The organism is Enhygromyxa salina, assembly GCF_002994635.1.
GTDB classification, from domain to species: domain Bacteria; phylum Myxococcota_A; class Polyangia; order Nannocystales; family Nannocystaceae; genus Plesiocystis; species Plesiocystis salina_B.
In genome coordinates, this window is sequence record NZ_PVNL01000013.1 from 55,379 (window position 1) to 78,219 (window position 22,841).

General features: G+C 67.4%; 23 protein-coding genes and 1 pseudogene. 19 read left to right on the plus strand and 5 right to left on the minus strand.

The window, feature by feature from the left end:
• Positions 1-55 precede the first annotated feature (55 nt).
• Positions 56-643, plus strand: a complete 588-nt coding sequence (locus ENSA7_RS02400) for a hypothetical protein (RefSeq protein WP_106087561.1) — start codon at positions 56-58, stop codon at positions 641-643.
• Entirely contained in the window at positions 640-1,071 is a 432-nt protein-coding gene (locus ENSA7_RS02405; RefSeq protein WP_106087562.1) for an NUDIX domain-containing protein, read from the plus strand. Before ENSA7_RS02400 ends, ENSA7_RS02405 begins: the two co-directional genes overlap by 4 nt.
• Before the next feature lie 20 nt (positions 1,072-1,091).
• Here ENSA7_RS02405 and ENSA7_RS02410 read toward each other — a convergent pair whose 3' ends face one another.
• Entirely contained in the window at positions 1,092-1,322 is a 231-nt protein-coding gene (locus ENSA7_RS02410) for a hypothetical protein (RefSeq protein ID WP_146157241.1), read from the minus strand.
• Between the two features lie 118 nt (positions 1,323-1,440).
• Here ENSA7_RS02410 and ENSA7_RS02415 point away from each other — a divergent pair, with 118 nt between their 5' ends.
• Positions 1,441-2,607, plus strand: coding sequence for a DUF4215 domain-containing protein (locus tag ENSA7_RS02415; RefSeq protein WP_106087564.1), 1,167 nt, complete (start codon positions 1,441-1,443; stop codon positions 2,605-2,607).
• An 11-nt stretch (positions 2,608-2,618) separates the two neighbouring features.
• On the opposite strand, the gene ENSA7_RS02420 is transcribed toward ENSA7_RS02415, so the two are convergent.
• Positions 2,619-4,250, minus strand: a complete 1,632-nt coding sequence (locus tag ENSA7_RS02420) for a potassium channel family protein (protein WP_181232987.1) — start codon at positions 4,248-4,250, stop codon at positions 2,619-2,621.
• Positions 4,251-4,579: 329 nt separating this feature from the next.
• On the opposite strand from ENSA7_RS02420, the gene ENSA7_RS02425 reads away from it, so the two are divergent.
• A complete protein-coding gene (locus tag ENSA7_RS02425; protein WP_106087566.1) occupies positions 4,580-5,191 on the plus strand; it encodes a hypothetical protein in 612 nt (203 codons plus the stop codon).
• A 27-nt stretch (positions 5,192-5,218) separates the two neighbouring features.
• Here the strand turns inward: ENSA7_RS02425 and ENSA7_RS02430 are convergent, their stop codons facing one another.
• The gene (locus tag ENSA7_RS02430) at positions 5,219-6,142 is read right to left on the minus strand and encodes a hypothetical protein (protein WP_106087567.1); all 924 of its coding nucleotides are present in this window, start codon (positions 6,140-6,142) and stop codon (positions 5,219-5,221) included.
• Between the two features lie 199 nt (positions 6,143-6,341).
• Between ENSA7_RS02430 and ENSA7_RS02435 the strand changes: the two genes are divergently transcribed.
• Genes ENSA7_RS02435 through ENSA7_RS02445 form a run of 3 tightly spaced genes read left to right on the plus strand, consistent with a single transcriptional unit; the run spans position 6,342 to position 7,909 of the window.
• A complete protein-coding gene (locus ENSA7_RS02435) occupies positions 6,342-6,848 on the plus strand; it encodes a hypothetical protein (RefSeq protein WP_146157242.1) in 507 nt (168 codons plus the stop codon).
• 45 nt (positions 6,849-6,893) lie between these two features.
• A complete protein-coding gene (greB, locus tag ENSA7_RS02440; RefSeq protein WP_106087569.1) occupies positions 6,894-7,385 on the plus strand; it encodes a transcription elongation factor GreB in 492 nt (163 codons plus the stop codon).
• A gap of 20 nt (positions 7,386-7,405) precedes the next feature.
• Positions 7,406-7,909 carry a DUF2505 family protein gene (locus ENSA7_RS02445; RefSeq protein WP_106087570.1) on the plus strand — a complete coding sequence of 168 codons (504 nt, stop codon included), beginning with the start codon at positions 7,406-7,408 and terminating at the stop codon, positions 7,907-7,909.
• 248 nt (positions 7,910-8,157) lie between these two features.
• Here ENSA7_RS02445 and ENSA7_RS02450 read toward each other — a convergent pair whose 3' ends face one another.
• Positions 8,158-8,592 carry a hypothetical protein gene (locus ENSA7_RS02450; protein WP_146157243.1) on the minus strand — a complete coding sequence of 145 codons (435 nt, stop codon included), beginning with the start codon at positions 8,590-8,592 and terminating at the stop codon, positions 8,158-8,160.
• Positions 8,593-8,766: 174 nt separating this feature from the next.
• Here ENSA7_RS02450 and ENSA7_RS02455 point away from each other — a divergent pair, with 174 nt between their 5' ends.
• Positions 8,767-9,957: an aminotransferase class V-fold PLP-dependent enzyme gene (locus ENSA7_RS02455; protein ID WP_181232989.1), complete on the plus strand. Its 1,191-nt coding sequence runs from the start codon at positions 8,767-8,769 to the stop codon at positions 9,955-9,957.
• Here ENSA7_RS02455 and ENSA7_RS02460 read toward each other — a convergent pair.
• Positions 9,938-10,966 (minus strand): ATP-grasp domain-containing protein, encoded by a 1,029-nt coding sequence (locus tag ENSA7_RS02460; protein ID WP_146157244.1) that lies wholly within the window; start codon positions 10,964-10,966, stop codon positions 9,938-9,940. The two genes, ENSA7_RS02455 and ENSA7_RS02460, sit on opposite strands and share 20 nt — an antisense overlap.
• A gap of 30 nt (positions 10,967-10,996) precedes the next feature.
• Between ENSA7_RS02460 and ENSA7_RS02465 the strand changes: the two genes are divergently transcribed.
• The 11 genes and pseudogenes from ENSA7_RS02465 (at position 10,997) to ENSA7_RS41985 (ending at position 22,825) form a co-directional block, all read left to right on the plus strand.
• On the plus strand, positions 10,997-11,494 hold the full coding sequence (locus ENSA7_RS02465; protein ID WP_181232991.1) for an EXPERA domain-containing protein: 498 nt from the start codon (positions 10,997-10,999) through the stop codon (positions 11,492-11,494).
• Between the two features lie 8 nt (positions 11,495-11,502).
• The gene (locus ENSA7_RS02470) at positions 11,503-12,453 is read left to right on the plus strand and encodes a hypothetical protein (protein WP_106087575.1); all 951 of its coding nucleotides are present in this window, start codon (positions 11,503-11,505) and stop codon (positions 12,451-12,453) included.
• The gene (locus tag ENSA7_RS02475; RefSeq protein ID WP_146157245.1) at positions 12,414-13,106 is read left to right on the plus strand and encodes a class I SAM-dependent methyltransferase; all 693 of its coding nucleotides are present in this window, start codon (positions 12,414-12,416) and stop codon (positions 13,104-13,106) included. The genes ENSA7_RS02470 and ENSA7_RS02475 overlap by 40 nt, the downstream gene beginning before the upstream one ends.
• A gap of 46 nt (positions 13,107-13,152) precedes the next feature.
• Positions 13,153-13,626 (plus strand): hypothetical protein, encoded by a 474-nt coding sequence (locus ENSA7_RS02480; RefSeq protein ID WP_106087577.1) that lies wholly within the window; start codon positions 13,153-13,155, stop codon positions 13,624-13,626.
• A gap of 109 nt (positions 13,627-13,735) precedes the next feature.
• Positions 13,736-15,406 carry a hypothetical protein gene (locus ENSA7_RS02485; RefSeq protein WP_146157246.1) on the plus strand — a complete coding sequence of 557 codons (1,671 nt, stop codon included), beginning with the start codon at positions 13,736-13,738 and terminating at the stop codon, positions 15,404-15,406.
• A 431-nt stretch (positions 15,407-15,837) separates the two neighbouring features.
• Positions 15,838-16,551: pseudogene (locus ENSA7_RS02490) on the plus strand (transposase); the annotation flags it as partial.
• Between the two features lie 244 nt (positions 16,552-16,795).
• Positions 16,796-17,713 carry a transposase gene (locus ENSA7_RS46045; RefSeq protein WP_372237552.1) on the plus strand — a complete coding sequence of 306 codons (918 nt, stop codon included), beginning with the start codon at positions 16,796-16,798 and terminating at the stop codon, positions 17,711-17,713.
• A gap of 1,657 nt (positions 17,714-19,370) precedes the next feature.
• Positions 19,371-19,835 (plus strand): hypothetical protein, encoded by a 465-nt coding sequence (locus ENSA7_RS02505; RefSeq protein WP_146157247.1) that lies wholly within the window; start codon positions 19,371-19,373, stop codon positions 19,833-19,835.
• A 97-nt stretch (positions 19,836-19,932) separates the two neighbouring features.
• Positions 19,933-20,541, plus strand: a complete 609-nt coding sequence (locus tag ENSA7_RS02510; protein WP_106087583.1) for a hypothetical protein — start codon at positions 19,933-19,935, stop codon at positions 20,539-20,541.
• A 190-nt stretch (positions 20,542-20,731) separates the two neighbouring features.
• Positions 20,732-21,691, plus strand: a complete 960-nt coding sequence (locus ENSA7_RS02515) for a DUF2169 domain-containing protein (protein WP_106087584.1) — start codon at positions 20,732-20,734, stop codon at positions 21,689-21,691.
• A gap of 15 nt (positions 21,692-21,706) precedes the next feature.
• Positions 21,707-22,825, plus strand: coding sequence for a hypothetical protein (locus ENSA7_RS41985; RefSeq protein WP_146157248.1), 1,119 nt, complete (start codon positions 21,707-21,709; stop codon positions 22,823-22,825).
• Positions 22,826-22,841 lie beyond the last annotated feature (16 nt).

Below are 22,841 nucleotides of genomic sequence, written 5' to 3' on the forward strand. Positions count from 1 at the left end.
CGTGGATTTTACGTCTTGTGAGCCGCGCCGCAGTCCAGGCTGCTAGACTCTGGCCATGGCATGGCGTCCTCACTGGTGCGCGTGGCTCCCCGTCTGGGCGCTCGCGCTCAGCTGCAAGCTCGACAACCCGGCCTTCGACGAGGCGCGCAACAGCGTGGGTGAGGCCAGCGACGGCGACCCGACGGACGCCGAGACCGACAGCAACGATCTCGACGCGGGCGACGACGACCCAGGCGACGGCGACCCGGGCGACGGCGACGGCGACACCACCAGCGACAGCGACTCGGGCGACGGTGACGGCGACGGCGGCAGCACCGAGACGGACACCGGCTCGACGGACACCGGCAACGACATGCCATGCATGGGACTCGGCCCCGCGAAGTGCGAGACCACCGACGGCTGCATACCGGTCTACTACGAGCCACTGCAGCAACTACCCAATGACGGGTACTGCATCGAGCCACCGACCTACGACGGCTGCCTGCCAGAGTTCGAGTGCGACCCGCCCGCGAGCCCCTATTGGTGCAGCGGAGAGTTCTACATCAAGGCCGATGTCAACGGATGCCTCCCGAGCGTCGTCGCCGAGATGAACCTCGACACCTGCAATCAGCCTGGCAACGGCCTGGCCGCCTGCATGCCGTGACAACCACCGCGCACCATGGCGTCGGCCTGATCGTCAGCAACCACGCCCGCACCCGCTTCTACGTCCAGCAAAAGGACGCGAGCTACCCCCACTACCCCAGGGCCTACAGCCTGTTCGGCGGCTCGTGTGAGCCCGATGAGGCGCCCGCGCTCGCGCTCGCGCGCGAGCTGGTCGAGGAGCTCGAGCACGCGGCCCGGGCTCTACTCGCGGCCGGCCCGTGCTTGGTCGGCCAACACACCGTCGGTCCGACCCGCTTCGCCTACTCGCTGTTCGAGGTCGCGATCACCGACGCGCAGCTCGAGGAGCTCGGGCGCGCGCCGGTGTTCGAGGGTGAGCGTGGCGCGGTGGTCACCCGGGCGCAGCTGCGATCGCTGCCGTTCATCTGGGGGCTGGAGGTGGTGATCATCGCGTACCTCGAGCGTCGCTGAGCTCGTCAGTCAACCAACGCTCACTCTTCGCCGTAGAGCGTCCAGATCTCCCGGCCAGTCTTGAGCACCTTCTTCTCGATCCGCGCGCTGCCTGCCCCCTCGGCCTGAGCGATCGCCTCGAGCTCCGCGAGGTCGGCGGCCGTGCCGTCACAAAACCCCATCGGCCGCGGATTGTTGGGGAGGTTGAGCTGGACCTTGTAGTCGCCGCGATCCCAGCGGGTCTGTGTCTCGTTGGTGTGGGGGTAGATCATCGCTGGCCGCAACCTACCCGGCGCCCGCTACAAACGCGACCTGTCAGTCGCACCACGTGGGCACCGCGCCGCCCAGATTGACCCGCTCACGCACCGCCCTCATGGCAAAATCGCCAGCATGGTTCGCCCTCAGCTTTCCCTAGCCACCGTCCTCGCCCTCGCGCTCGCCTGCACCCCTGCCGCCGAACCTGGCGGGACCTTCGGAGAGTTCACGACCGCCGAGACCGGCGACGGCGATGGCGACACAGGTGACGGCGACACAGGCGACGGCGACACAGGTGACGGCGACACAGGCGACGGCGACGGCGACACCAGCTGCGGCGACGGCATCGTCCAGGCCGGCGAGCAGTGCGACCTTGGCCCCGGCAACTCGGCGGACGGCCAGTGCACCCCCGAGTGCAACATTGCGACCTGCGGCGACGGCTACGTGTACGTCAACTTCGAAGAGTGCGACGACGGCAACGCGTTGAACACCGACGACTGCGTGGATGGCTGCCTGGCCGCGACCTGCGGCGACGGCTTCGTGCACGAGGGCGTCGAAGACTGCGACGACGGCAACGACGACGACGCCGACGCGTGCAACAGCATGTGCATGCCCGGCAGCTGCGGCGACGGAGTCGTGCAGGCCGGCGAGCAGTGTGATGACGGCAACGCCGACACGACCGACAACTGCCCGGCCTGCGAGCTCGCGTATTGTGGCGACGGCTACCTGCAAGCGGGCGTGGAGCAGTGCGACGACGGCAACGAGCTCGCCACCGACGCGTGCCTACCGACCGTGTGCGTGCCCAACGTGTGCGGCGACGGGCACGTCTATGACGGGATGGAGACCTGCGACGACGGCAACGATCTCGACGACGACGCGTGCCCGAGCAGCTGCGAGCCAGCGTACTGCGGCGACGGGTTCACGCTCGCCGACGTCGAAGAGTGCGACGACGGCAACGACGTCGACGACGACGGCTGCACCAACGATTGCGTGGCCCTGTGCGCGGGCACCCTGCTCGATCCCGGCAACGGCATCGAGGGCTGCTGGTACACGGCCGGGGCGGTCAACATGAGCTGCACGCAGGTCTGCGCCGACCACGGTGGGTTTGACGCCGCCGCCACCCAGCACACTGGCAACGCGGCCGGGATGCTGTTTTGGCCGAACAAGGCCAACCGCGGCAACTGGGTCAACATCGAGTGTTCGTCGACGGACAACAACACGAACTGGGGCGCCGACGGACAGGCACCGGACCCGAACTGGATGCACGCGGCCTGCCACGCGAACTGTGCTTGTAACAACTGAGCGCGAGCGATCTAGTCCGGCCTGGCGGCTGGAAATTCGGCAAAGAAGCGATCGTGGGCCTCGCCGGATCCACACAAGAAGATCCCATCCCCCACCGAGAAGGTCAGCCCCGCCCCGAGCTCGGTCACGGTCTTGCTGTAGCGCTCGAGCGCGACCACGGTGCAGCCGGTCCGCTCGGGGATCCGGGCGTTGCCCAGCGTCAAGCCAACAAACGGGGTGGACGTGGCCTCGAACACGCGGATCCGGGGCTCGACGGCGATGAACTGCTCGCCGAACAGCTTGTGCCCGAGCAGCTGCGCGGTGACCTGTGAGATCGACAGCGCGAAGTCAGCCCCGGCCCGGTGCACGCGCGGGATGTTGTCGGCGCGATCGACCGCGGCGATGATCGGCAGGTCGGGCGCGAGGTCACGGATGATCGTGACCGCGAACAGCGTGGTGCTGTCGTCCGAGAACGCGAGGATCACCGCCCGCGCACGCCGCAGACCGCTGTCCTCGAGCACCTGTCGATCCAGGGCGTCGCCGCACTGATCCAGGCGCTCGTGCGGCTCGCGGGCCAGGACCATCACGCTCTCCCCCACGCTCTCGAGCATCTCGACCAGCTTCTGCCCGACCTCGGCGAACCCGATCACCAGCAGCGGACCGCTGCGATCGAGCGGCGTGGCCAGCTCGCCGAGCTTGGCCAGGGCGTCATCGGTGCCCAGCGCGACCACGATCGCGCCAGGCTCGAGCGTGGTGTGGGGGCTGGGCTGGCCGTGAAAGTCGCCGCCGTACCACTGGCCGACGATCGTCGCGCCGGTCATGCGCCGCAGGTCGATCTCGGCCAGGCTCTTGCCGGCGACCTTGGAGGTGGGCTGGATCCGAAGCTCGGCGATCTCGACGTCGTCGCCGAGCAGCTGCACGCCCGTGACCCGCGGAGCGATCCGCTCGCTCGCCTTCGCGGCCAGGCCCGCGGCCAGCGAGTGCATCGGGCTGTAGACCGCGTCGGCGCCCGACAAGATGATCGGCCGGCGATGCTTGGGCGTGTCGACCAGCGCGAAGATCTGGCCCGTGAACCCGCGCTGGCGCGCGATCGCAATGACCGCCGCGTTGTCGTGATCTTCGCCATTGGCGATGATCGCCCGGCAGCGCTCGACCCCCGCGAGATCCAGCTGCCCCTCCTCGAGGCTGGCGTAGACGACCCGGTGGCCCTTCTCCCGCAGCCACCGGGCGCGCGACTCGTTCTCCTCGAGGATCACCGCGGGGATGCTCTGACTGCCCATGTCGACCACCAACGACGAGACCGCGGGCCCCCAGCGATACACCAGCACGAAGTCGTCGAGCACGGGCAGCGCCGAGGGCAGGCGCGCCTCGAACCGGCTCTCGAACCACGGGATCAACACCAGCGGGACGATCGACAGCGTGACCATGAGCCCGAAGAACTGCACGGCGGCCACGAACACGACCATGAACGGGCTCTCCCAGTGCGAGTCATTGCCGTAGCCGGTCGTCGTCAGGGTCTCGCTGGCCCACTCGAGGCTGCTCCAAAAGTCGCGCTCTTGGCCCTCGAGGTGGCGCATGCCCAGCATGTAGCCGCTCGCCGCCAGGATCAGCGTGATGACCAAGAAGCCGAACAGCAAGAACAAGCGGTTGAAGGGACGGCGCATCCAGAGCTGACTCGCGCCAATTATCGCATGCGCGAGCCGGCTACCGAGCGGCACATTTGGCCAGTGAGGTTGCATCCCGGCAACCAGGCCGCGTTCGCAGTTGTGGGAAGGGTGACGCGTGTCTCAGGCCGTCAACGCGAGGACCCCGTCACTCGCTCGAACCTGCGCGCACGACAACTGGTCGAGCCACGGCCACCGGGATGCAGAACGTTGGTTATCACGCGCCGCGCCCAAGCTCCAGACGATTGGGCCCCGCTTCGACCACGAATCCAGCGCCGACCCAACACGCGGCGCTGAAAGTGAAGGGAAGACCACACGTTGCTCGCCCGATGTCGATGCCATCGATCGCGCTGCTGAGCTTGTCACTGCTTGCCGCACCAATTTTGGCCGCCGGGCCACCCGAGCGTGACGCCTGCGAAGGGGCCGAGCGCTGCGACAGCGAAGCAGGCGAGCCGATCGAGATCATCGTGCGAACCCAGAAGCGGCCCGACTGGTTGTTTCCGGGTCTCGACCACCCCCGCGTGCAGGCCTACTTTCGCAGCGGCAGCAGCGTGGGCGGGTCGCTGTTCGACGAGCCCGAGGCCGAGCAGCGCCGCCCGCTGGTGCGGGCAGGCACGATCTCCGTCCGCGGCGCCGACAGCCGCGCCGACCGAAAAGCCGCGCGGCGATTCGCTCGCGAGCTGGTCGCCGACGTCCGCCCCGCGCTCGAGGCTTGCTACGCCGACGTGCTCGCGCGCAGCCCGACCGACGCCGCCCGGCTGACCTTCCACGTCGAGCTATCTCGCGGTGAACGCGGGGCCGTGCAGGTCAGCGCGGGCACCCTGGGCGACGTCTACGGCAACGCCTGCGTCCACGGCGTGCTCGAGTTCGCCGACGTCGACGCCCCCAAGCTCGAAGCGGGCGTCGACATCCCGGTGTGGTTTTGGATGCAGACGATGTGAACCAACCCAGCAGACAGCTGACGGCGCTCAGGGCAGCTCGCGGCGGGGCGCGTCGAGCCGCTCGACCTTCAGCTCGATGTCCAGCTTGGTCGTGAGCTGCTGCTCGCGCCCGGCGATCGTCGCCTCGACCGTGAACGCGGTCGCGCTCTTGGTGTGGGCCGCGATCGGCATCATGTTGGCGAGCTCGTAGACGATCCGGCCCGCGCCGCGCGAGTCGAAGCTCAGCAGCGAGACCTCGGCCCCCGCCTGGCTTGCGGGCGGCGTGAACTTGTCAGTGAGCGGCCGCCGACTGACCTGGAGGTCGAGGGTGAGCAGGTCGCCCTCGCGCGCGACGAGCTCGAACTGCGAGGTCTGCTCGAGCTCGATCCCGTTGTTGGCGAGCGCGTGCGTGTCTCGCCAGATCGCCCCGGTCCCCACGCCTGGCTCGGGGAACTGGACCATGATCTGCTCGAAGGTCTGGCGCATCGCCTCGAAGGTCTGGGTCAGCTGCGGGCTCGCGTCGGCCGGGCTGGCCAGCGCCCCCTCGATCACCGCGCCGCGGTGGTCGTAGACCAGGGTCTGCTCGAACCCAGCAATCTGCTCGATCGAGGCCTGCATCATCGCGCCCATCTGGGTGTTCGCGCCTGCGTCAGCGACCAAGAAGCGCTCACACACGAGCCCGATCTCGACCCGGTCTTCGCTGACCGAGATCGTGCGCGCGCGGTTGATCTGTTGGAGTGGCGGCAAATTCTGGACGATCGGCGCCACCCCGGGGCCGGTGATCTCCATGCGCATCACCATCGTCAGCGCGAACGCCTCGATCTGTCCGGGCGTGGGGCCAAACCGCAGCACCTCGGCTGGGCCGTGACCGACAGTGAGTAGCTCATAGCCGCTGGCGGCCGCCTCGAGCGGGGCGCTCGGCAGCTGCGGCTCATACCCGTCGAGGTGGTCGGGCGGTTCGTCAGCCTGCACTTCGCGCGTTGGGGCTGGGTCGGGTGGCTCGGCGGCATCCCGCGTACAGCCAAAACCGGCCGAACCAGCACACATCGCCAGAAGCATCAGCAACCCAGATCGCGTCCGCGGCACGCTGGAGCATACATTGAATTTCATTTTCATCATTGCAGATCATGAGTTCTTGCAAGCCGAGCCGCGAGAGTGATAACGGGGGCACATGAACAGCCTTCTCAATCGCTCTGGCATCCGCACGGCGGCGCTCGGTTTTACTCTGGCACTGGGTTCGAGCGCGCTCGCTTGTGATGGCGGCGACGACATGGGCGACGCCGACACCACCGACGACACGACCGGCGACGGCGACGGCGACACCACCGGCGACGGCGACGGCGACGCCGCGCTGTCCCACGCTGCCGACATCCAGCCGATCTGGGACGCCAACTGTGCGCAGGGCTGCCACATGCCCGGTGGCGTGTACGCGGCGCTCGACCTCAGCGGCGACGCGACCGACAACCTGATCGGCGCCACCACGTCGCAAGCGGCCGGGAAGACCTTCGTCGCGGCCGGCGACTCGGCCAACAGCTACATCGTCGCGAAGCTGCGCGGGACCCAGATGGAGTTTGGTGGCATGGGCGGCTCGATGCCGGCCGGTGCCAACGCGACGCCGCTGCCCGAGGAGACCATCGCGCTGATCGAGCAGTGGATCGACGAAGGCGCGCTGCCGTAGCCCCTGGACCTCGAACGAGGGGCTTCACGCCCCTCCCCTCTCCACATGGCTGAGCTCGACAAGAAGATCACGCCGGCCGGCTACGCTGTGCTGCGGGCGGAGCTCGAGCACCTGTGGAAGGTCGAGCGCCCGCAGGTGACCCAGGAGGTCACCGCCGCGGCCGCGCAGGGTGATCGGTCCGAGAACGCCGAGTACCAGTACGGCAAGCGACGCCTGCGAGAGATCGATCGTCGGGTCCGCTGGCTCAACAAGCGGCTCGCGGCGCTCGAGATCGTTCGCGCCTCACCAACGGACGGCAAGATCTACTTCGGCGCCCACGTGACCGTCGAGGACGAGGACGGCGAGCACAACACCTGGCAGCTGGTCGGCAGCGACGAGTGGGACGTGAAGCTGGGCAAGATCAGCGTGGTGTCGCCGATCGGCCTCGCGCTGCTTGGCAAGCGCGTGGACGACGAGGTGACCGTCCGGCGGCCCAAGGGTGACCTCGAGCTGACAATCGTCGCGATCCGCTACGACGAGTATCGAGACACCGAGTGATTCGAGTATAGAAGCCCCCGATGCGGCGCTGTGAAATCTCCCTCGAGCTCGACTGCACCCCCGCCCGATTCTGGCAGCTGTACTTCGACGACGACTTCACCCGCGAGACCTTCGAGCGCGGGCTGGGCTGGGCGGCCCCCCAGATCACCGAGTTTCGCACCGACGAGCGCGAGCTGATCCGCAACCTCTCCGCCCAACCCAAGCTAGAGATCTCCGGCAAGGCCGCCAAGCTGATCGGCGAGCAGCTCGGCTACCAGGAGTGGGGCCGATTCGATCGCACCACCGAGCGCTTCGAGTTTCGCAACCGCACCAACATCTTCGGCGAGCGCATGAAGCTACGAGGCACCATGTGGGCCGAGCCGATCGGCCAAGCCCGAATGCGCTGGCGAACCGAGATGACCGTCGACTGCTCGATCTTCGGCGTCGGCGGCCTACTCGAGCGAACGGCCGAACAGAACATCGAGAAGACCTACCCAACCTGCGCCCGCCACTGGAACCGCTGGTTCGCAACAAACCCCGAGTAGCCCCCAACCCAACGCCCCGCTCCAAACGCGCTAGAGCCCCCGCCCCAACCCAACGCCCCGCTCCAAACGCATTAGAGCCCCCTTTTAGGGGGGCCACACATACCACCGCGCACAAACGGCCCAGCCCATCGAGGGAGCGCCAGCGACCGACCGGACGCGAAGCGGCCGTGCATGGCAAAGTGCCAAACTCCCCGTGGGGGTCTAAAAAAAGTGCGAAGCCGCCTGTGGGGGTCTAAAACCCCCCACCCCTAGCCCGTCGTGCCGCCGCCGCTGCCGCCGTCCATGTCGACGATGCAGTCCGAGGCGTCGTAGGTGCAGGTCACCGGGTCGCAAGCAAGGATGCCCGACGCGTAGCCGAGCAGCTCGCAGGTCTGGCCCTTGAGGTCGTCGGTGTCGCACTGCTCGCCGGGGTTGACCACGCCGTCGCCACACACCGACGCACCGCCGGTTGGGTCGGGATCACCGTCGCCGTCGCCGTCGCCCCCGGGGTCGCCGTCGCCGTCACCGTCGCCGGTGCTGGTGCTGGTCTCTTGGCCGCCGGTCTCGGGCAGGTCGGCCGGGGCTCCCGTGTCCGTTGCGGTCCCGGAGCCGTCGCCCTGCGACGAGGCGGTGTCGAACTCACCGGGGATGTCGTCGCCACAACCAACGACGAGTGCGAGCGCAGGGATTAACGTGAGGAGCAAGCGGCGGCCCATTTCCGACAAATCGCACGTTGATGGAGGGAAGGCAAATCAATTGCCCGTCCTCCCGCACTGGCCCCAGATCGGGGATTAGACTCGGTTCCGAGCGCCTCGGGGCCAGGGACCGAGCGGCGCGGAGTGGCCGCAAGCGGCTCGCCGCCGGCTATGATCGCGCTCGTGGCAGATCTCACCAGTCCAATTGGCCGCGCTGCGCGGGTGCATTGGGGGCTCGACGAGCGGTTGACCTTCCTCAACCACGGGTCGTTTGGCGCAATACCGCTCGCGCTGCTCGAGCGATCCGCGGCGCTGCGGCGGGAGATCGAGCGCAATCCGATCGAGGGTGTGTGGCGGGGCGCGATGCCGGAGATCCGTCGGATCGCGGATCACTGCGCGACCTTTGTCGGCGCGCCGCCGCAGTCGACCGGCTTTGTCACCAACGCGACGGCGGGCATCAACGCGGTGCTGGCCTCGATGCCCATGTCACCAGGCGACGAGCTGCTCCACCTCGACCACGGATACAACGCGATCTGGAAGACGCTGGAGCTGACCGCCCGGCGCCGCGGCGTCTCGGTTCGCCAGGTTGCGCTGCCGGTCCCGGTCAGCGGGCCCGAGCAGGTCGTGGAGATCACGCTGGCCGCGGTGACCCCCGCGACGAAGATCATCGTGCTCGATCAGATCACGTCGCCGTCGGCGCTGCGGCTGCCGGTCGCGGAGATCGTGCGGGCCGCGGCCGCGCGCGGCGTCGAGGTGGTGATCGATGGGGCCCACGCGCCGGGCATGCTCGAGCGCCCGGCCGCCGAGGCGCCCGAGGCCGCGGCCTGGACCGGCAACCTGCACAAGTGGACCTGCGCCCTGCGGGGCTGCGCGCTGCTGTGTGTTCGGCCGGATCTGGCCTCGCAGATCCACGCGCCGATCATCTCGCATCACCTGGATCAGGGGCTCACGCTCGAGCTCGACTGGCAAGGCACGATCGATCCGACGCCGTGGCTGCTGGCCGGCGAGGCGATCGCGTTCATGGATCGGTTTGGGGGTTGGGACGTCGTGCGACGCCACAACCATGCGCTCGCGGTCAGCATGCACGCGATGCTGTGCGAGCGCCTGGGCGTCACGCCGCTGTCGCCCCTCGATGGCTCGATGCTCGGGAGCATGGCCACGCTGCGCCTGCCCGATCCGCTGCAGCCTGAACTCGATCCCCGCCCCGCCGAGGCGCTGCAGGCCGCGCTGCTCGAGCGGTTTGCGATCGAGATCCCGGTGATGGAGCTGGCCGGGGTCCGCTACACGCGGATCAGCTGCCACATCTACAACGAGGTCGAGGACTACGAGCGGCTGGCCGCGGCGCTCGAGCAGCTCAGCCGAGCGCGAGCGTGACGACCCGGCGCTCGGCGGCCAGGGCCTCGTCCGCGCCGCCGAGCTTGGCGATCTGCCCGACCGCAGGCGAGGCGTTGACCTCGAGCACGGTGGCGTGCTCGACCGGCTGCGCGAGCGGATCCCCGCCGGGCACCAGCGGGAGGCGCAGATCCACCCCCGCGTGGCGAAGCCCCATGTGGCTGGCGATCTGGGTGGTCAGCTTCAGCCAGTGCTCGGGCAGCTCGCGGACCAGCTCGCCCACGCAGCAGCGATGCAGGTTGAAGATCGTGGTTTGAAACTCGATCCGGCGGCCGTCCTCGAGCACCGAGTCCGAGCTGAGCCCGGCGTCGCGCAGGGTCTCGATCCACGGCGCGCTGGCCCGCAGCTTGGCGGCGAAGGTGGGCTCGAGCGCGCGCGTGTCGGTGCGCTCGTGCAGCTCGATCATGTTCGAGCGCCCGTCGCCAACGAGCTCGAGCGGGCGCCGGACGTAGGCCAGCAACAGCTCACCGTCGAGCACGTCAATCCGCAGATCGAAGCCCGAGACCGGCAGCTGGACCAGCGCGATCCGATCGATCGTCCAGGCCTCGGCGACCGCCGCCGCGAGGCTGGCCTCATCGACGACGAGGCGGACGCCACGACCACGCGAGCCACGGTTGGGCTTGACGACCAACGGATAGCCCGCGCGCTCGGCCAGCGCCAGCGCCTGCGTCAGCCCGCGCTGGCCCGGGAAGGGATCGCCGCCCAGCGCGTCCAGGATCACGCCGGGCGCCAGGCAGCGCGCGCTCTCGGGCACCCGCAGGCCAAAGTGGTGCAGCACCATCGCGGTGTGGGACTTGTCGAGGGCCAGGGCCGCCGCCGCGTGATCGTTGATCCGAGTGTGGGCGCCGTGCAGCACCCGCGACTCCTCGCCGCGCTCGAGCAGCCACAGCCAGCCGGTCTCCGGGTCCAGGCAGCGCGCGCGCCAGCCCAGCTCACGAGCGATCTGTAGACGCAGCGCGATGGTCGGAGAGCCCGGATTAACTTCGGTCACGCGCCGACGGTAGATATAGACTGCCGCCCCGTGCAAGCCCGCGCTGTACTGCCGCTGTCCCAGCGTCGCCTCGACCTCGTGCTGGTCGCCTGGTTCTCGGTGTTCGCGTTCACCTCGCTGGTGATGGAGATGTACATCGTGTTCGACGTGGACCTGCGCGCCGCGACCGATCCCTTCGGCCGCGCGTGGCGGTTCTATGCCCAGTGGGATCCGCTGTTCCTGGACACCCCGCTGTGGCTGCGGATCATGTGCGGGATCGACGGGTTCGTGTTCGGGCCGTTCTATCTGGTGTTGATCTGGGCGTTCGTCCGCGGGCACGCGTGGATCCGGATCCCCGCGCTGCTCTACGTGTCGGCGATCGTCTACTCGACGCTGGTCTATTTTGGCTACGAGTTCGCGGCCGAGCGTGAGCGGGCCAACCTCGCGATGGTGGTGTTGATCAACGTGCCCTACACGATCGTGCCGCTGCTGCTTGGCTGGCGAGTCCGGGCCCGCGATCCCTTCGGCGGGCGAGCGGTGCTGGGTTAGGATGCTCCATGCTCGTCCCCGCGTGGCTGGCCCCCCTGTTGTTCGCCACGGCGCTCGAGCAGGCGCACCCGGTCCTGATCGTCCACGCCGATCCCTGCCTCGAGCTCGACGAGCAGCTGCTGGATCAGACCCTCGAGCATCAGCTCGGGGCCGGGCCCGACTACCGGGGCGACGAGGCCGCGCAGGCCGGTGACACCCAGCTGCTGCTCGACTGCAGCGCCGATGGTCGCGCCGAGATCACGGTGATCGATCCGCTCTCGCAGATCACCACCACGCGGATCGTCGACCTCCCGGAGCCCGCGCGACGGGCCGAGCGGCTGGGCTGGGCCGCGGCCGCGCTGCTGCGCTCGGCGTGGATCAACCTCGCCAGCGAGCGTGACCGCGACGGCGCCTCACGCAAGGCCGCGCGCGTGGCCCAGCGACCGCCGTCCCCCTGGCAGCTCGGCGACGGGTTCGTCATGCGCACATTCTTCGACGAGCGCAGCCCGGGGCTGATGCTCGGCGAGCAGGCCGAGGTCGTGCATCGGCCGCGGCGCCACTTCGCGTGGAAGGCCGACGGCGAGCTGTCGTACTGGCGGGTCCCCGTCGAGTCCAACGGCAGCTCGGGCCGCGTCAACACCTTCACCGTCAGCGTCGCGCCCTCGTTGCTGGCGTGGGGTGAATTTCCCGGCCGCGGCCCCCGGGGCGCGGGCACGGTGGCGATCTACGGCGGCGCCGGCCTGCGCGTGGGCGGGGTCCGCATGCGCAGCGCGACCTTCGGTGACTCCGCCGGTTTTCATGCCTTCGCGGGCCCGCTGTCCACGGCGGCGCTGAGCGTGAGCCTGGGTCAGTACGTGCGGCTGGCCGTCAACGCCGAGCTCGGCTGGATCCTCCACGGCCCCGTGCAGCCGCAGGGCGTGCCGCTGAGCTTCGTCGGCCCGTGGGCCAACGGCGTGGTGGTGATCGTGAGCTCGTTTTGATCGGCGACGACGAGCGAGCCTACCTCGGGCCCTACCAGCGGGCCGTCGACAGCCATGGTCCCGGGTTTCCGGCCTTGTTGTTTGGCTCGCGCGAGCACCAGCGGCGGCGCTTCGAGGTGCTGTGCGCGACCATGCCGCTCGCCGGCCGGCGGATCGCGGATCTCGGCTGCGGACACGGCGACCTGCTCGCGTGGCTATGTGATCACGACGTCGCGTACGCGGACTATCTGGGGATCGAGGCCATCCCGGAGTTCGTCGGGATCGCGCGTGGGCGGCTGGCCGCCCACCCCCAGGCAGCGGCCGAGTTCGTGCTCGCCGACTTCGTGGCCGAGCCCGAGCGGGTCGCCGCGCTGATCCGTGCCCGCGACATCGACATGATCGTGCTCAGCGGCTCGCTCAACACCCTCGACGAAGCCGCGGCGCTGGCCGTACTCGAGCGCGCGTGGGCGGCCCTCGACGGCCGACCCGCGGCCGCGCTGGGGTTCAACTTCTTGGCGGGCGGCGGCGACTGGGACCGGCCCGCGACCAGGCTGCCCCGCCGTGACACCGAGCGGTGGGTCTCGTGGGCGCTCGCGCGGACCAGCCGGGTGATCTTTTGCCAGCACTACCTCGGAGCCCACGACGCCACGATCGTGCTGTTCCGCCCCGACTGAGCCGCCCGGTGGTCGGTTGGGATGACTCTCGGGTACACTCGCGGCGATGCTGATCAGCTGTCCCGAGTGCGAGCGGAAGGTCTCGGATCGGGCCAAGGCGTGCCCCGACTGCGGGTTTCCGGTCGCCGAGCACGTCGCCGAGCAGGCCGAGGCGGCCGCGCGGGCCGCCCGGCTCGCGTCGCGCGAGCGCGTCGGCGAGATCGACTGTCCAACCTGCGACGCCCGCGGGTTCACCTACTTCGAGGCCGCCGACGACGAGGGTCAAACCCGGCAGATGTTCGGCTGGTGCGAGGCGTGCAAGCACAGCGGCCGCGTGCACCAGTGCAAGGATCTCGGTGGCTACTACGCGGTCAGCCACGCGGCGCTCGATCCGTTCTTGCGCGGCGAGCTCGATGCGCCGGCCGAGGGCGTGGCGTTCGTGGGTACGCAGCTGGTCGCGGAGCACCGCTATGAGCAGCCGGGCGAGACCTGGACCGAGCCCGACGGCGGCGACCCCGACGACCTTGGCTCGCGCGGGTAGGCACGCCACGCGATCACGCGTAGCGCCACGAACCTGACGTCTATCTGGGTCTATCCAGAAAATGGCTCGGTCGCGGGTACCCAGCCGCGAAGACTTGCTAAACCACAGCGTGGTCGCCCCGCGCAGGATCGTCTCGATCGCCAGCTTGGCGCTCACCCTCGGCTGCAAAGCCGTGACCACGGACGGCGCCGCGCAGGTCCCCTCGGAGTTCGCCGACGCCACGCTGAAGGTGACGATCGAGCCCGCGCCCGAGCACCTGCGTGGTCGCGTGGCGCTGCCAGCGGGCGCGCGGCTGTACGCGCGGCCGACCTACACCAGCCCGAGCTGGACCCTGCGCCTGCCCGACCCGCCGCTGAGCGGCCTGGGCTCGGCCGGACCGGCGCGGGCGCGCGCGTTTCGGGTCGTGGGCATCGTCCGAACCGGCGACGCCTCGCTCGGCGGATCACTCGAGGCGCCGGCCGAGTTCATTGCGATCACCAACGACCTCGACGGCGAGACCGATCCGCCCGCGCGCGGCTGCGGCCCTCGGTTTGGCGATCTCTCGCACCTGCGCACGCTCCTTTATGTGCCCGCGGTGCACCTCGCCGAGGTCACCACCCGCGGCCTCGAGCTCGCGCCCTTCTCCCCTGCTGGTGACGTCGAGCGGGCCCACGTCGGCGCGGGTGCCCGCGTGGGGCCGGCCTCGGCGACCCACGGCTTGCCGGCCGCGCCCCCCGAGACCCGCTGGCGGTGGATCGACGCCGACGGCATCCGCGTGCTCGCGCCGATCCCCGACGACGCGGTCGGCGTCGCGTGGGATCCCACCGACACCCCCAAGCTCGGCAGCGCTGGAGAGCCGCTGCTGCGCGACGCCGAGGGCTCGACCCTGTGGATCGACGACGACGGCGGCGCACAGCTCGAGCTCACGTTCCGCAACGACTGCGGCGAGCATCGGCGGACCGTCACCGAGCCGGCCGAGCTCGCCAACTTGCGCGCGCTCGCCCTCGATGTCTTCTACGATCAATCACCGCCGCCCGAGCCCGCGCCGATCGTCCCGCTCGACGCCGACTACTTGATCGTCGCCAACACCCCGCTGCGCTGGGCCGACGGCGAGCTCGCAGGCGAGGTGCTCGAAGACTGGGCGGTGACGGTGGGCGTGGGCCAGAGCTGGGACAACCGCCGCTGCTTTGCGCTGTTGCTCAGCAGTGAGCTGGTGCCGCTCGACGATCCCGCGCTCGCCTGCGTCAAGCCCGAGGCCCTCGAGCCGCTCGCAACCGGCGGGGGGTTTGGCGTCAGCGACGAGCTCGAGCTCGGCGGCACGGTTCAGCTCGGTCCGCCCGAGGTCCTCGCGGGCGAGTGGGAGGACCGGCTGCTGCGACCGGTGCTCAACAGCCACCACGCCAGCGTCAGCGAGTGCCTGCGACCGCTGCTGCGCCGCGCCGACGAGCTGGGCTCGGCCCGGTGGGTGCTCGCGATGAACGTCGCCGAGAGCGGGCGCGTGGATCAGGTCGACGTGACCGCGCTCGGTGAGACCGACACCGCGATCGAGGACTGCCTGCGAGTCGAGGCGTACACCTGGGCGATGCCGCAGGGCGGGGGGCAGCTGCTGCTCCCGGTCACGCTGGGCGTCTGGCGTCCGTCGGATCCAGCTGAGCCCGCTGGGCCGTCTGAGCCGTCTGAGCCATCTAGGCCAGCTGGGCCAGCTGGGCCAGCTTCAACGTCCAGGTCCAAGCCGGCCGAGCCCGATCCCAACCGCGGCAAGGTGATCATCATCCGCGACGACGATGAGCCGGACGAGTAGGTCGGCTCCAGCCCCCAACCCTCGACAAATCTCGATTCGCTCGGCACGCTGACGGCGATGGGTCCCCTCGCTCGACTCGGTCTCGGATCTATTCGTGCTCGCGGTCGGGCTGTCGCTGCTGGTGTTGACGAAGTCGAGCTCGAGCTGGCCAGCCGGTGCCCGCCTCGGTCGTGGAGGCGGACGGGCACCGAGGCCAAGGTCGGCGAGCACGCGCGCGATGTCATCGGGCTTGTTGGCGATCTTCACCAAGCGCATCGCACCGCGGCATCGCGGGCAGGTCATGACGCGAGGACCGGCTGCTCTTGCCCGAGCAGATCCGCCGCCCCGTCGTCACCGACGAACTCTCGAGCGAGCGACCGTGACGCTCGAGCACGACGCCGAGCCGCTCGTGGGTCCACCTCGCAACGTCGCTGAGCTCCTCGTGCGTGGGGGTGCGCGAGGCGTGTGAGCGCCACGGCTGCTACTTCGCGTTCGTGGGGCGCGAATATCCAAACCGGCCGAAACTCGCCGCTGCGTGCAAGGACTGGCGGCCATTTCGAACTCGGGCAAGCCGACAGACCAAGCCCGATCGCAAGCGACGACGCAAGAAGTCCAACCGTCGCAAGACGAGGGCGTGCGAGCGAGGCTACAAGCAGCTCGACCTCGTCAAGCAAGAAGTCGCCGAGACCGAGGGGTCAAACGGCACACGGCTCGTAGTCCGCCGCCAGACCCTCGACATCGAAAAAGGAAAGTTTGGCCAACGCGAGCTGTGGCACCGATATCGCTTCCGCTACGTGATCACCAACCTCCCCGCGGACTGGTCGCCCGAGGACATCATCGACGAGACCTATAAGCGCTGCGAACAGGAGAACGTCATCGCTGGACTCGGCACGGGCATCGCGGCCTGGCGCATGCCCGTGGCAGAAAAGCGCGGCAACGAAGCGTGGCTCGAGATCGCTCGGCTGGCGTGGAACCTCGGTAAGTGGGTTGCTCAGATGGCGCTCGACGAGGAAGTGCCCCGCTGGGAGTGGAAGCGCTTTCGTCGGGCCTTCGTCGATATCCCGGTCCAAGTCATCCACGCTGGTCGTCACCTTCGCATCCGAATACTCGGGACGCACCGCTTCGCGCCGCAACTGATGATCGCGCTCGGCCGGCTGCAGACCTGAGCGCCACGACAACGTGTGTCGGGACCGCCGAGTTCATGGCCTCGGGACGCATCGCTATGTGCTCGCGCCCGAATTCAGGCCCAAGTCGACATCGCGGGCGGTTCCGACTCGTCTTCGACGGGTTTTTCTGGTCTCCGGAAGGGCTCGCGGACCGCCCGCCTGCTTTAGATCGCTTGGTCTGCCTCCGATGAGGGGCAATCGCGCTTCTTTTTGGGCTAGCTTTGACCATGCAGCGCTCCTGCAGATGTTGGCGTCTCGCGAGATCGCCCACGAGCAGCTCTTGGTCACCAAGCTGCTCGGGTCCGTGTATCACACCCCGCGCCGCTATTGGTCCGAGCCGAAGCCCGCGAGGTCGAGCTCTGGGAAGGCCGACCGAAGGCCCCAGGCCATCGCCGCCCGGGCAGCGGTCCAGCGGCGGTGGGCTCGTTGTCAGACTCGCAACCGCGACGGTCCGCTGTTGCTCGGGTTCAGCCGTGATCGTCATCGATGCCCCTGCTCACGCGCGCGCGACAGGACGTCGCCACCATTGCCATCGGCCGATTACCCCCGAGCGAAGCGCCGACTGCGAGGTCGAAAGCCCAGACTATCGCGTCCGTCGTCCGTCGTCGGTCGTCGTCCCCTCTACGCCGGTCTGGTCCCGACGGTGCATCAAAGCGGTGGCCCGGCCAAGATCGGGCACATCACTAAAGAGGGCTCGAGCGAGCTGCGTGCGATCATGATCCAGGCCGCTCATATCGCCTCACGCCCGACAACGAGGAATGCCAACGAACTTCGTGCTTACCTCGAGCGGATCCGCGGCAGCCGTAGCCGCAAGAAGATCGCATTGACTGCCCTGGCGCGCCACATGCTGAGCATCGCGTTTCACATTTGGCGCGACGGAACCGAGTACGACCCCCAAACGAATGAGGTGCAACATCACCAACTGAGGTTCAATCAAGACCGCCGCCGATCAGCGAAGTCAGTTTGGGTCACGCCGTGGATGTCCTGGGCTCTCGTCTTGCGGGGGTTGGCCGACCCACTTTCTCGCATGGCACCTTGTGACCGGGCCGCGAGTCCGAGCACGTACGGAAGGATGGTGACTCCTGATGTTGCGGCACCGCGGCACCTCGAACAGAGGCGTCTGGCTTTGCCTTGGTTTGAATCCTCTCGGCTGGCGAGGTGATCGCGGACGGGTCAGGTCTTTGAGCAGTCCGCCGTCTTCTTGCGCTTCGTGCCCGGTGTAGCCGAGGTTCACGGCGCCGAGCTGCGCAAACTCGTCGGGCAAGCTCCAGTCTTCGGCGTCGCGCCGCTTGCCCCACACGTCGAAGGACATGCGCTGCTCGACCACGCCCAGCTCGTCGCTGACGGTGTCGACCCAAGGTGATCGACTCGAACACGATCAGCCCGGCTGATTTGGGGATCAACCTGACGGATCATAGGTGGGATCGAGCACATTGCCGGGTGCGCGCACCGTTCACTTGCCCAGCCTGCTCGAATATGAAGGTACGGGACCTCGGGCAGGGGGTTCGATCTCATCACGAACAAATGCTGATCGCACTTCCGTTGGTTTCGTCAGATCAGAATTGAAAACGAGAATCGAGCGACCGCGTCTCGGCCAGCCAATCCTCGCCTTCGTACTTTTGTGGTCACACACCGTTCGATGCGTGACCGGGCAAGTCACCCTAAGCTATTGATATTACTATATTGTGGCATAGCGGCGACGCGTCGATCGGTGTGTGACTATTATAAACATGAATACATCAACCTGTGGAACCCCTCACCAATCATTCGCACTTCCAAGGCGTGCTCGACAATAGCGGCCCGACCGACCTCTACAACCTGTTCGACGACCCCACCTGCGAGGTCCCGGCCCTGCGACGGATCCGGCCCGCGAATCGTCGTCGAGTGGTCCGGCGCTGGAATCATCGATTGTGGCAGAGGCGCACTCGCCGACTGCCTCGGTTCGGTCCACGCGCACCTCGAGCACGGGACGACCCACGTGGCGTTTTCGCTGGTGCGCGGAACTCCACGCGAGGGGCCGTCGTGAGCCGCCTCGATTGATCACCTTCGGGGGTGGTCATGGGCGACCATACCGAAGGTGACGTGCGCGGCGGCGGCTGGAACAACGATGCTGACAACGCGCCTCGCGGGAGTACTCCCCCGTAAAGGTTGGCCGACCCACTTTTTCGCATGGCACCTTGTGACCGGGCCGCGAGTCCGAGCACGTATGGAAGGATGGTGACTCCTGATTTTGCGGCACCGCGGCACCTCGAACAGAGGCGTCTGGCTGTGCTTTGGTTCGAGCCCTTTCCTGTCTGCAAGAGCAGCTTGGAGATCGCCTTTGACGTTCAGATCTCGTTGACAGGCACCATGGAAGGACATCCGATGAGGGGTCGCGGAATGCGTGAACCTCGCGGCACCCCGCGCTCGGCGTGCTGCTCGGCTGACGAGGTGATCGCGGACGGGTCAGGTCTCCTACCGAGCCCGTTCGGCGCGATTCGCCCCCGAAGTGGTCGACCCCGTGAGCCCGAGGTGCAGACCGGCCAACAGGCCGGCTCGGATAAAGGAACACGACGATGGCCAAGCCTGAGACCCAGACGGTACACGAGCTGCTCGGTCTGCTCGGTCTGCATGCGCTCGCCGGCCAGCTCGACGACGTACTGGCGCGGTCGCTCTGGGCGCAGGCGCGAGCGGGACCGGCTTGCACGCAGATCGCTGGCGTCCCACAGCTCGGCAGCGGGGGCGCGTCTCCGAACTCGACGTTTGGATCACTCGCGCGAGGGGGGCTTCCTCCACCGGCCGACCGTGTGCGCCAGCCGGCGCGGTCCTAAACTCCGGGCATGCGCGCCCGACTCGCCCTCCTCGCTACCTCATTGGTCTTCGTCGCCAACGCTGGCTGTGGCTACCCTGTGTTCTTCTCCCTCGACGACGAGCTCGCGGCCGACCCCGTCGTCCTCGGCCCCGACCTCCTCGCGCGCAGCTACGAGATCAGCGTGTGTGTGACCGGCGGCGAGTTCGATGACCCGAGCCTCAGCCTCACCCTCCATTTTGACCTGGACAGCAACATCGCCGGCGAGCTCGGCGTTCACGCGGGCGGGCTGACTCGCGACCTCGCCGAGTACCCCGAGCTCGACTTGGACCCCGACAACTGCGAGCCCATGGAGGTGACCTTCCTGGTCACCGATCCCGATATCGCGAGCGAGCAGGCGATCCCGTGGCGGGCCACGGCCTCGGTGTGGAGCTACGACAAGAAGTTCAAGCAAAGCGGCGAGATCGAGCTCGAGATCGTCGACCTCGACGGGTGAGCGCTTGGCTGGAAGTGCTCGATCGCGGCCGACAGACCGTCTGCACCCCCGGAAACGGCTTGCGGACCGAGCCAGCGAGCTTGTGCGTGTTCGCGCTTTGGACCAACGCTGCGAACAGATCCGCTCGCCGAGCGACCATATGTTCGAGGCCGGAGTCACCTCGACGGAGCACTTCATGCCGAGCGTCGAACAAGCACAATCTTCCACCGAACCTGCGATGGAGAAGCTGGTCAAGCTCGACGAAGGTCACGAGCTTCAGCTCCTCGCGCGGGGCGACCGTGCCCTGCTACGCGTTGTCGATCCTTCGAACAGTATCGGTCTCGAGCTCGAGATCTTGGTGACACCCACGGGGCCTACCGTGCGTCTGCGCGCCAACGCGGTCGAACTCGAGAGCGCGACTGAGCTGGCCATGCGCTGCGACAACCTCAGGATCAACGCCCGGAGCGACATCCTGCTGAGCGCTGGCGGACGCGCGAGGGTCGACGCGCACAGCGTCGATGTCCAGGCCCGAGTTGGTGCAGCACTCATCCAGGCCAACGACGATGTACAGATTCTGGGTGAACAGGTGCTCCTGAACTGTGAGCGACAGCCCACCATGCCATCGTGGGCAAGAGACCCCAACCAACCCGAGCCGGTGCCGGTCTCGGCCTGCAGCGGCGACCTTGCCCTTCTCGCGTCGCTCAATCTGCATTGCGAGAGCTTGTGAGCCGCACGGGGACCTTGGCGCTTCGCCGACCGCGAGCGCTGGCGCGTCTGGTCGCTTCGCTCCTCGGTGCTGCCTCTGCGCGGGAGCATGTGTGCCCCCTGGGACTCGGATCTCAACAAACTGCTTCTATGTCCATGGGACACACGGCGTGCGCCATTGCCTAGTCAGATCAATCCACCATGCGACGATCATGTTGTTCGAGAATCTTACCCAAGCCCCTGCATCGCTCCATGTGGCCGACTTCGGCACCGATCACCGCCACGCCGTCGTTGTCTGGAAGCGCAGCTACGACCTCCAGTCCGGGCTACGCGGGGAGTGGGCGCTGTGCGACGAGCCACTGCCGATCATCGCAGATCCCCTCCATACCCCATACGGCGTGTTTCATGGTGACGTCTTCTTGTCCAAGCTGGGTGTAGATCTGTGCGTACTTGGCCGAATCCGGCGCTCCGATCCCACGACGAGCACGATTGTGACAATCCGTTGTGGCTCATTCACGCACGCGCTCCGCGTCACCGGCGATCGACTGTGGCGGCGAGGGCTTGGGGGCCTAGTTCCTTCGGCTCCCAAGCCCTTCCTCGAGATGGAGCTCTCCTACTCCCGCGCCTACGGGGGCGTGACCCGGGCCGAAGGCATGGACGTCAGCTTCCCGGACAACCCGATCGGGCGCGGCTATTTTCTCGAGCAGGAGGCCGCGCTCGAAGGGTCCTTGCCGAACATTGAAGCGCAGAGAGCTCCACCCATCAGCGCCTGGGACGAGCGTCCGTCCCCAGCAGGGTGGGGACCCTACCCGATGTATTGGGGTCTGAGCGCTCGCGCCGGCCTGAGCATCGACCCGCAGCTCCAGGCAGTCTCTGAGATCTCTCCCTCACTGTTCAACAACGCTCACCCCGAACTCGTCATGGCTGCGATTGCTGGCGGCGAACAGCTCGAGCTAAAGGGCGTCCGCGATGACCGCATCGCCTTTGACCTACCCGTGACGCGGGGCAAGGTGCGCGTGTCGATTGGCAGCGACCGCTTCGACGTCCCCACCAGGGTAGATGGAGTCTATCTGTGGCTCGAGGAAGAGCGCCTGGTGATCACCCAGCGCGCGAATTTCAACTACACCGTACATCCCGAGCAAGTTCGAATCGCGGCCTTGCTCGAGATATGAACCAAGGAGTATCAAATGTCTGGCGCAGCGATGAAATGCCTCAATACTTCACAGCTGGTCTTCGGTGTCGACTGGCACTTGAGCTTCCCTCCGCTCAAGCCAGTACTCGCTCCCCATGCGGTAATTTGGGTCGTGGGATGGAGTCAGAAGACAAATTTTCTCTGGGCTGTCACCACGAGCAAGGCTTCATCACCGGAGAGCGGCGTCTCGACGCCGGTCGTCGTCGACGGTGGCTACGCCATCGCCATCGACCACGACGCGGGGCCACATCCGGTGCACTTATTTCCAAACCTACTATACCCGATCATCACGATCGGCTCGAGTAGCAAGGCAAAATTTGCCTCTGGGACGGTAATTACCCCTCAGGGTCCTATGGCCATCGCTGTGGCCTACTGGCTGAACTTCAACCTCAACTGTCAAGATTTCCCTCTTCCCCCACTGCCAACCGGGGTTACCGTCGCTGCATTCTGCAAGGTCCGAGCGGGATTCACGCTCGGGGATTTGTTTCGTGGGCTAGGGGCCATGGCAATCGACATGGCAATCCAGTGGCTCATTGGCGCCATCACCGCAGTGACCTTTGGCGCTGTCCGGGGCGCCAGGGGGTGGTTCATGTCGGCGATACATGGAAGTGCCAAGTGGAGTGTGTTCAAAGTGGGATTCGGTCGAAGTTTGTCGAGCTCGTTCCGACCCGGCTTCCTCGCTGGTCTCTCTCCGAGAGGGCTGAGTCGAGCCGTAGGCAACCTGTTTCAGGGGAGCGCTCGCGCGCTGAAGAGCGGAACACTCAGCGCCATCCATGGCCAGGGTTTTCGCGGTGCGTTCAAGACTGGTTGGGGTCGCGCAATGACCAACGGAGCAGCAAAAACCTCCGCGTTATCCGTCTCTTCCAGCGTCACCGTCTTTGGGAACACGGTCAAAGGAATGTTCTCTGCCACGGCAGGTCGAAATACGATTATTTCGCCCCTTGGCTTCGAGTATCTAAAGGGACTGGTCTCCACCTCGAACAACATTTGGGGCATCGGCAGCCCCATGGGGCTCTCGAGTGATACTTCCCTGTACTCCCGAGTCAACCCGACGGATTGGGTCATGAACCTCGGACGCAGCATGACCGATATACCTGGATCTGGCGCAGACTAATGACAAAACCACAGTT

Bases quoted from the DNA above. Each gene is read 5' to 3' on its own strand.
- greB (WP_106087569.1), top strand. From the start codon at position 6,894: ATGGCTGAGCTCGACAAGAAGATCACGCCGGCCGGCTACGCTGTGCTG.
- ENSA7_RS02420 (WP_181232987.1), bottom strand. From the start codon at position 4,250: ATGCGCCGTCCCTTCAACCGCTTGTTCTTGCTGTTCGGCTTCTTGGTC.
- ENSA7_RS02515 (WP_106087584.1), top strand. From the start codon at position 20,732: ATGTTGTTCGAGAATCTTACCCAAGCCCCTGCATCGCTCCATGTGGCC.
- ENSA7_RS46045 (WP_372237552.1), top strand. From the start codon at position 16,796: ATGTTGGCGTCTCGCGAGATCGCCCACGAGCAGCTCTTGGTCACCAAG.
- ENSA7_RS02470 (WP_106087575.1), top strand. From the start codon at position 11,503: ATGCTCGTCCCCGCGTGGCTGGCCCCCCTGTTGTTCGCCACGGCGCTC.
- ENSA7_RS41985 (WP_146157248.1), top strand. From the start codon at position 21,707: ATGTCTGGCGCAGCGATGAAATGCCTCAATACTTCACAGCTGGTCTTC.
- ENSA7_RS02410 (WP_146157241.1), bottom strand. From the start codon at position 1,322: ATGATCTACCCCCACACCAACGAGACACAGACCCGCTGGGATCGCGGC.
- ENSA7_RS02505 (WP_146157247.1), top strand. From the start codon at position 19,371: ATGCGCGCCCGACTCGCCCTCCTCGCTACCTCATTGGTCTTCGTCGCC.
- ENSA7_RS02435 (WP_146157242.1), top strand. From the start codon at position 6,342: ATGAACAGCCTTCTCAATCGCTCTGGCATCCGCACGGCGGCGCTCGGT.
- ENSA7_RS02400 (WP_106087561.1), top strand. From the start codon at position 56: ATGGCATGGCGTCCTCACTGGTGCGCGTGGCTCCCCGTCTGGGCGCTC.
- ENSA7_RS02415 (WP_106087564.1), top strand. From the start codon at position 1,441: ATGGTTCGCCCTCAGCTTTCCCTAGCCACCGTCCTCGCCCTCGCGCTC.
- ENSA7_RS02480 (WP_106087577.1), top strand. From the start codon at position 13,153: ATGCTGATCAGCTGTCCCGAGTGCGAGCGGAAGGTCTCGGATCGGGCC.
- ENSA7_RS02425 (WP_106087566.1), top strand. From the start codon at position 4,580: ATGTCGATGCCATCGATCGCGCTGCTGAGCTTGTCACTGCTTGCCGCA.
- ENSA7_RS02445 (WP_106087570.1), top strand. From the start codon at position 7,406: ATGCGGCGCTGTGAAATCTCCCTCGAGCTCGACTGCACCCCCGCCCGA.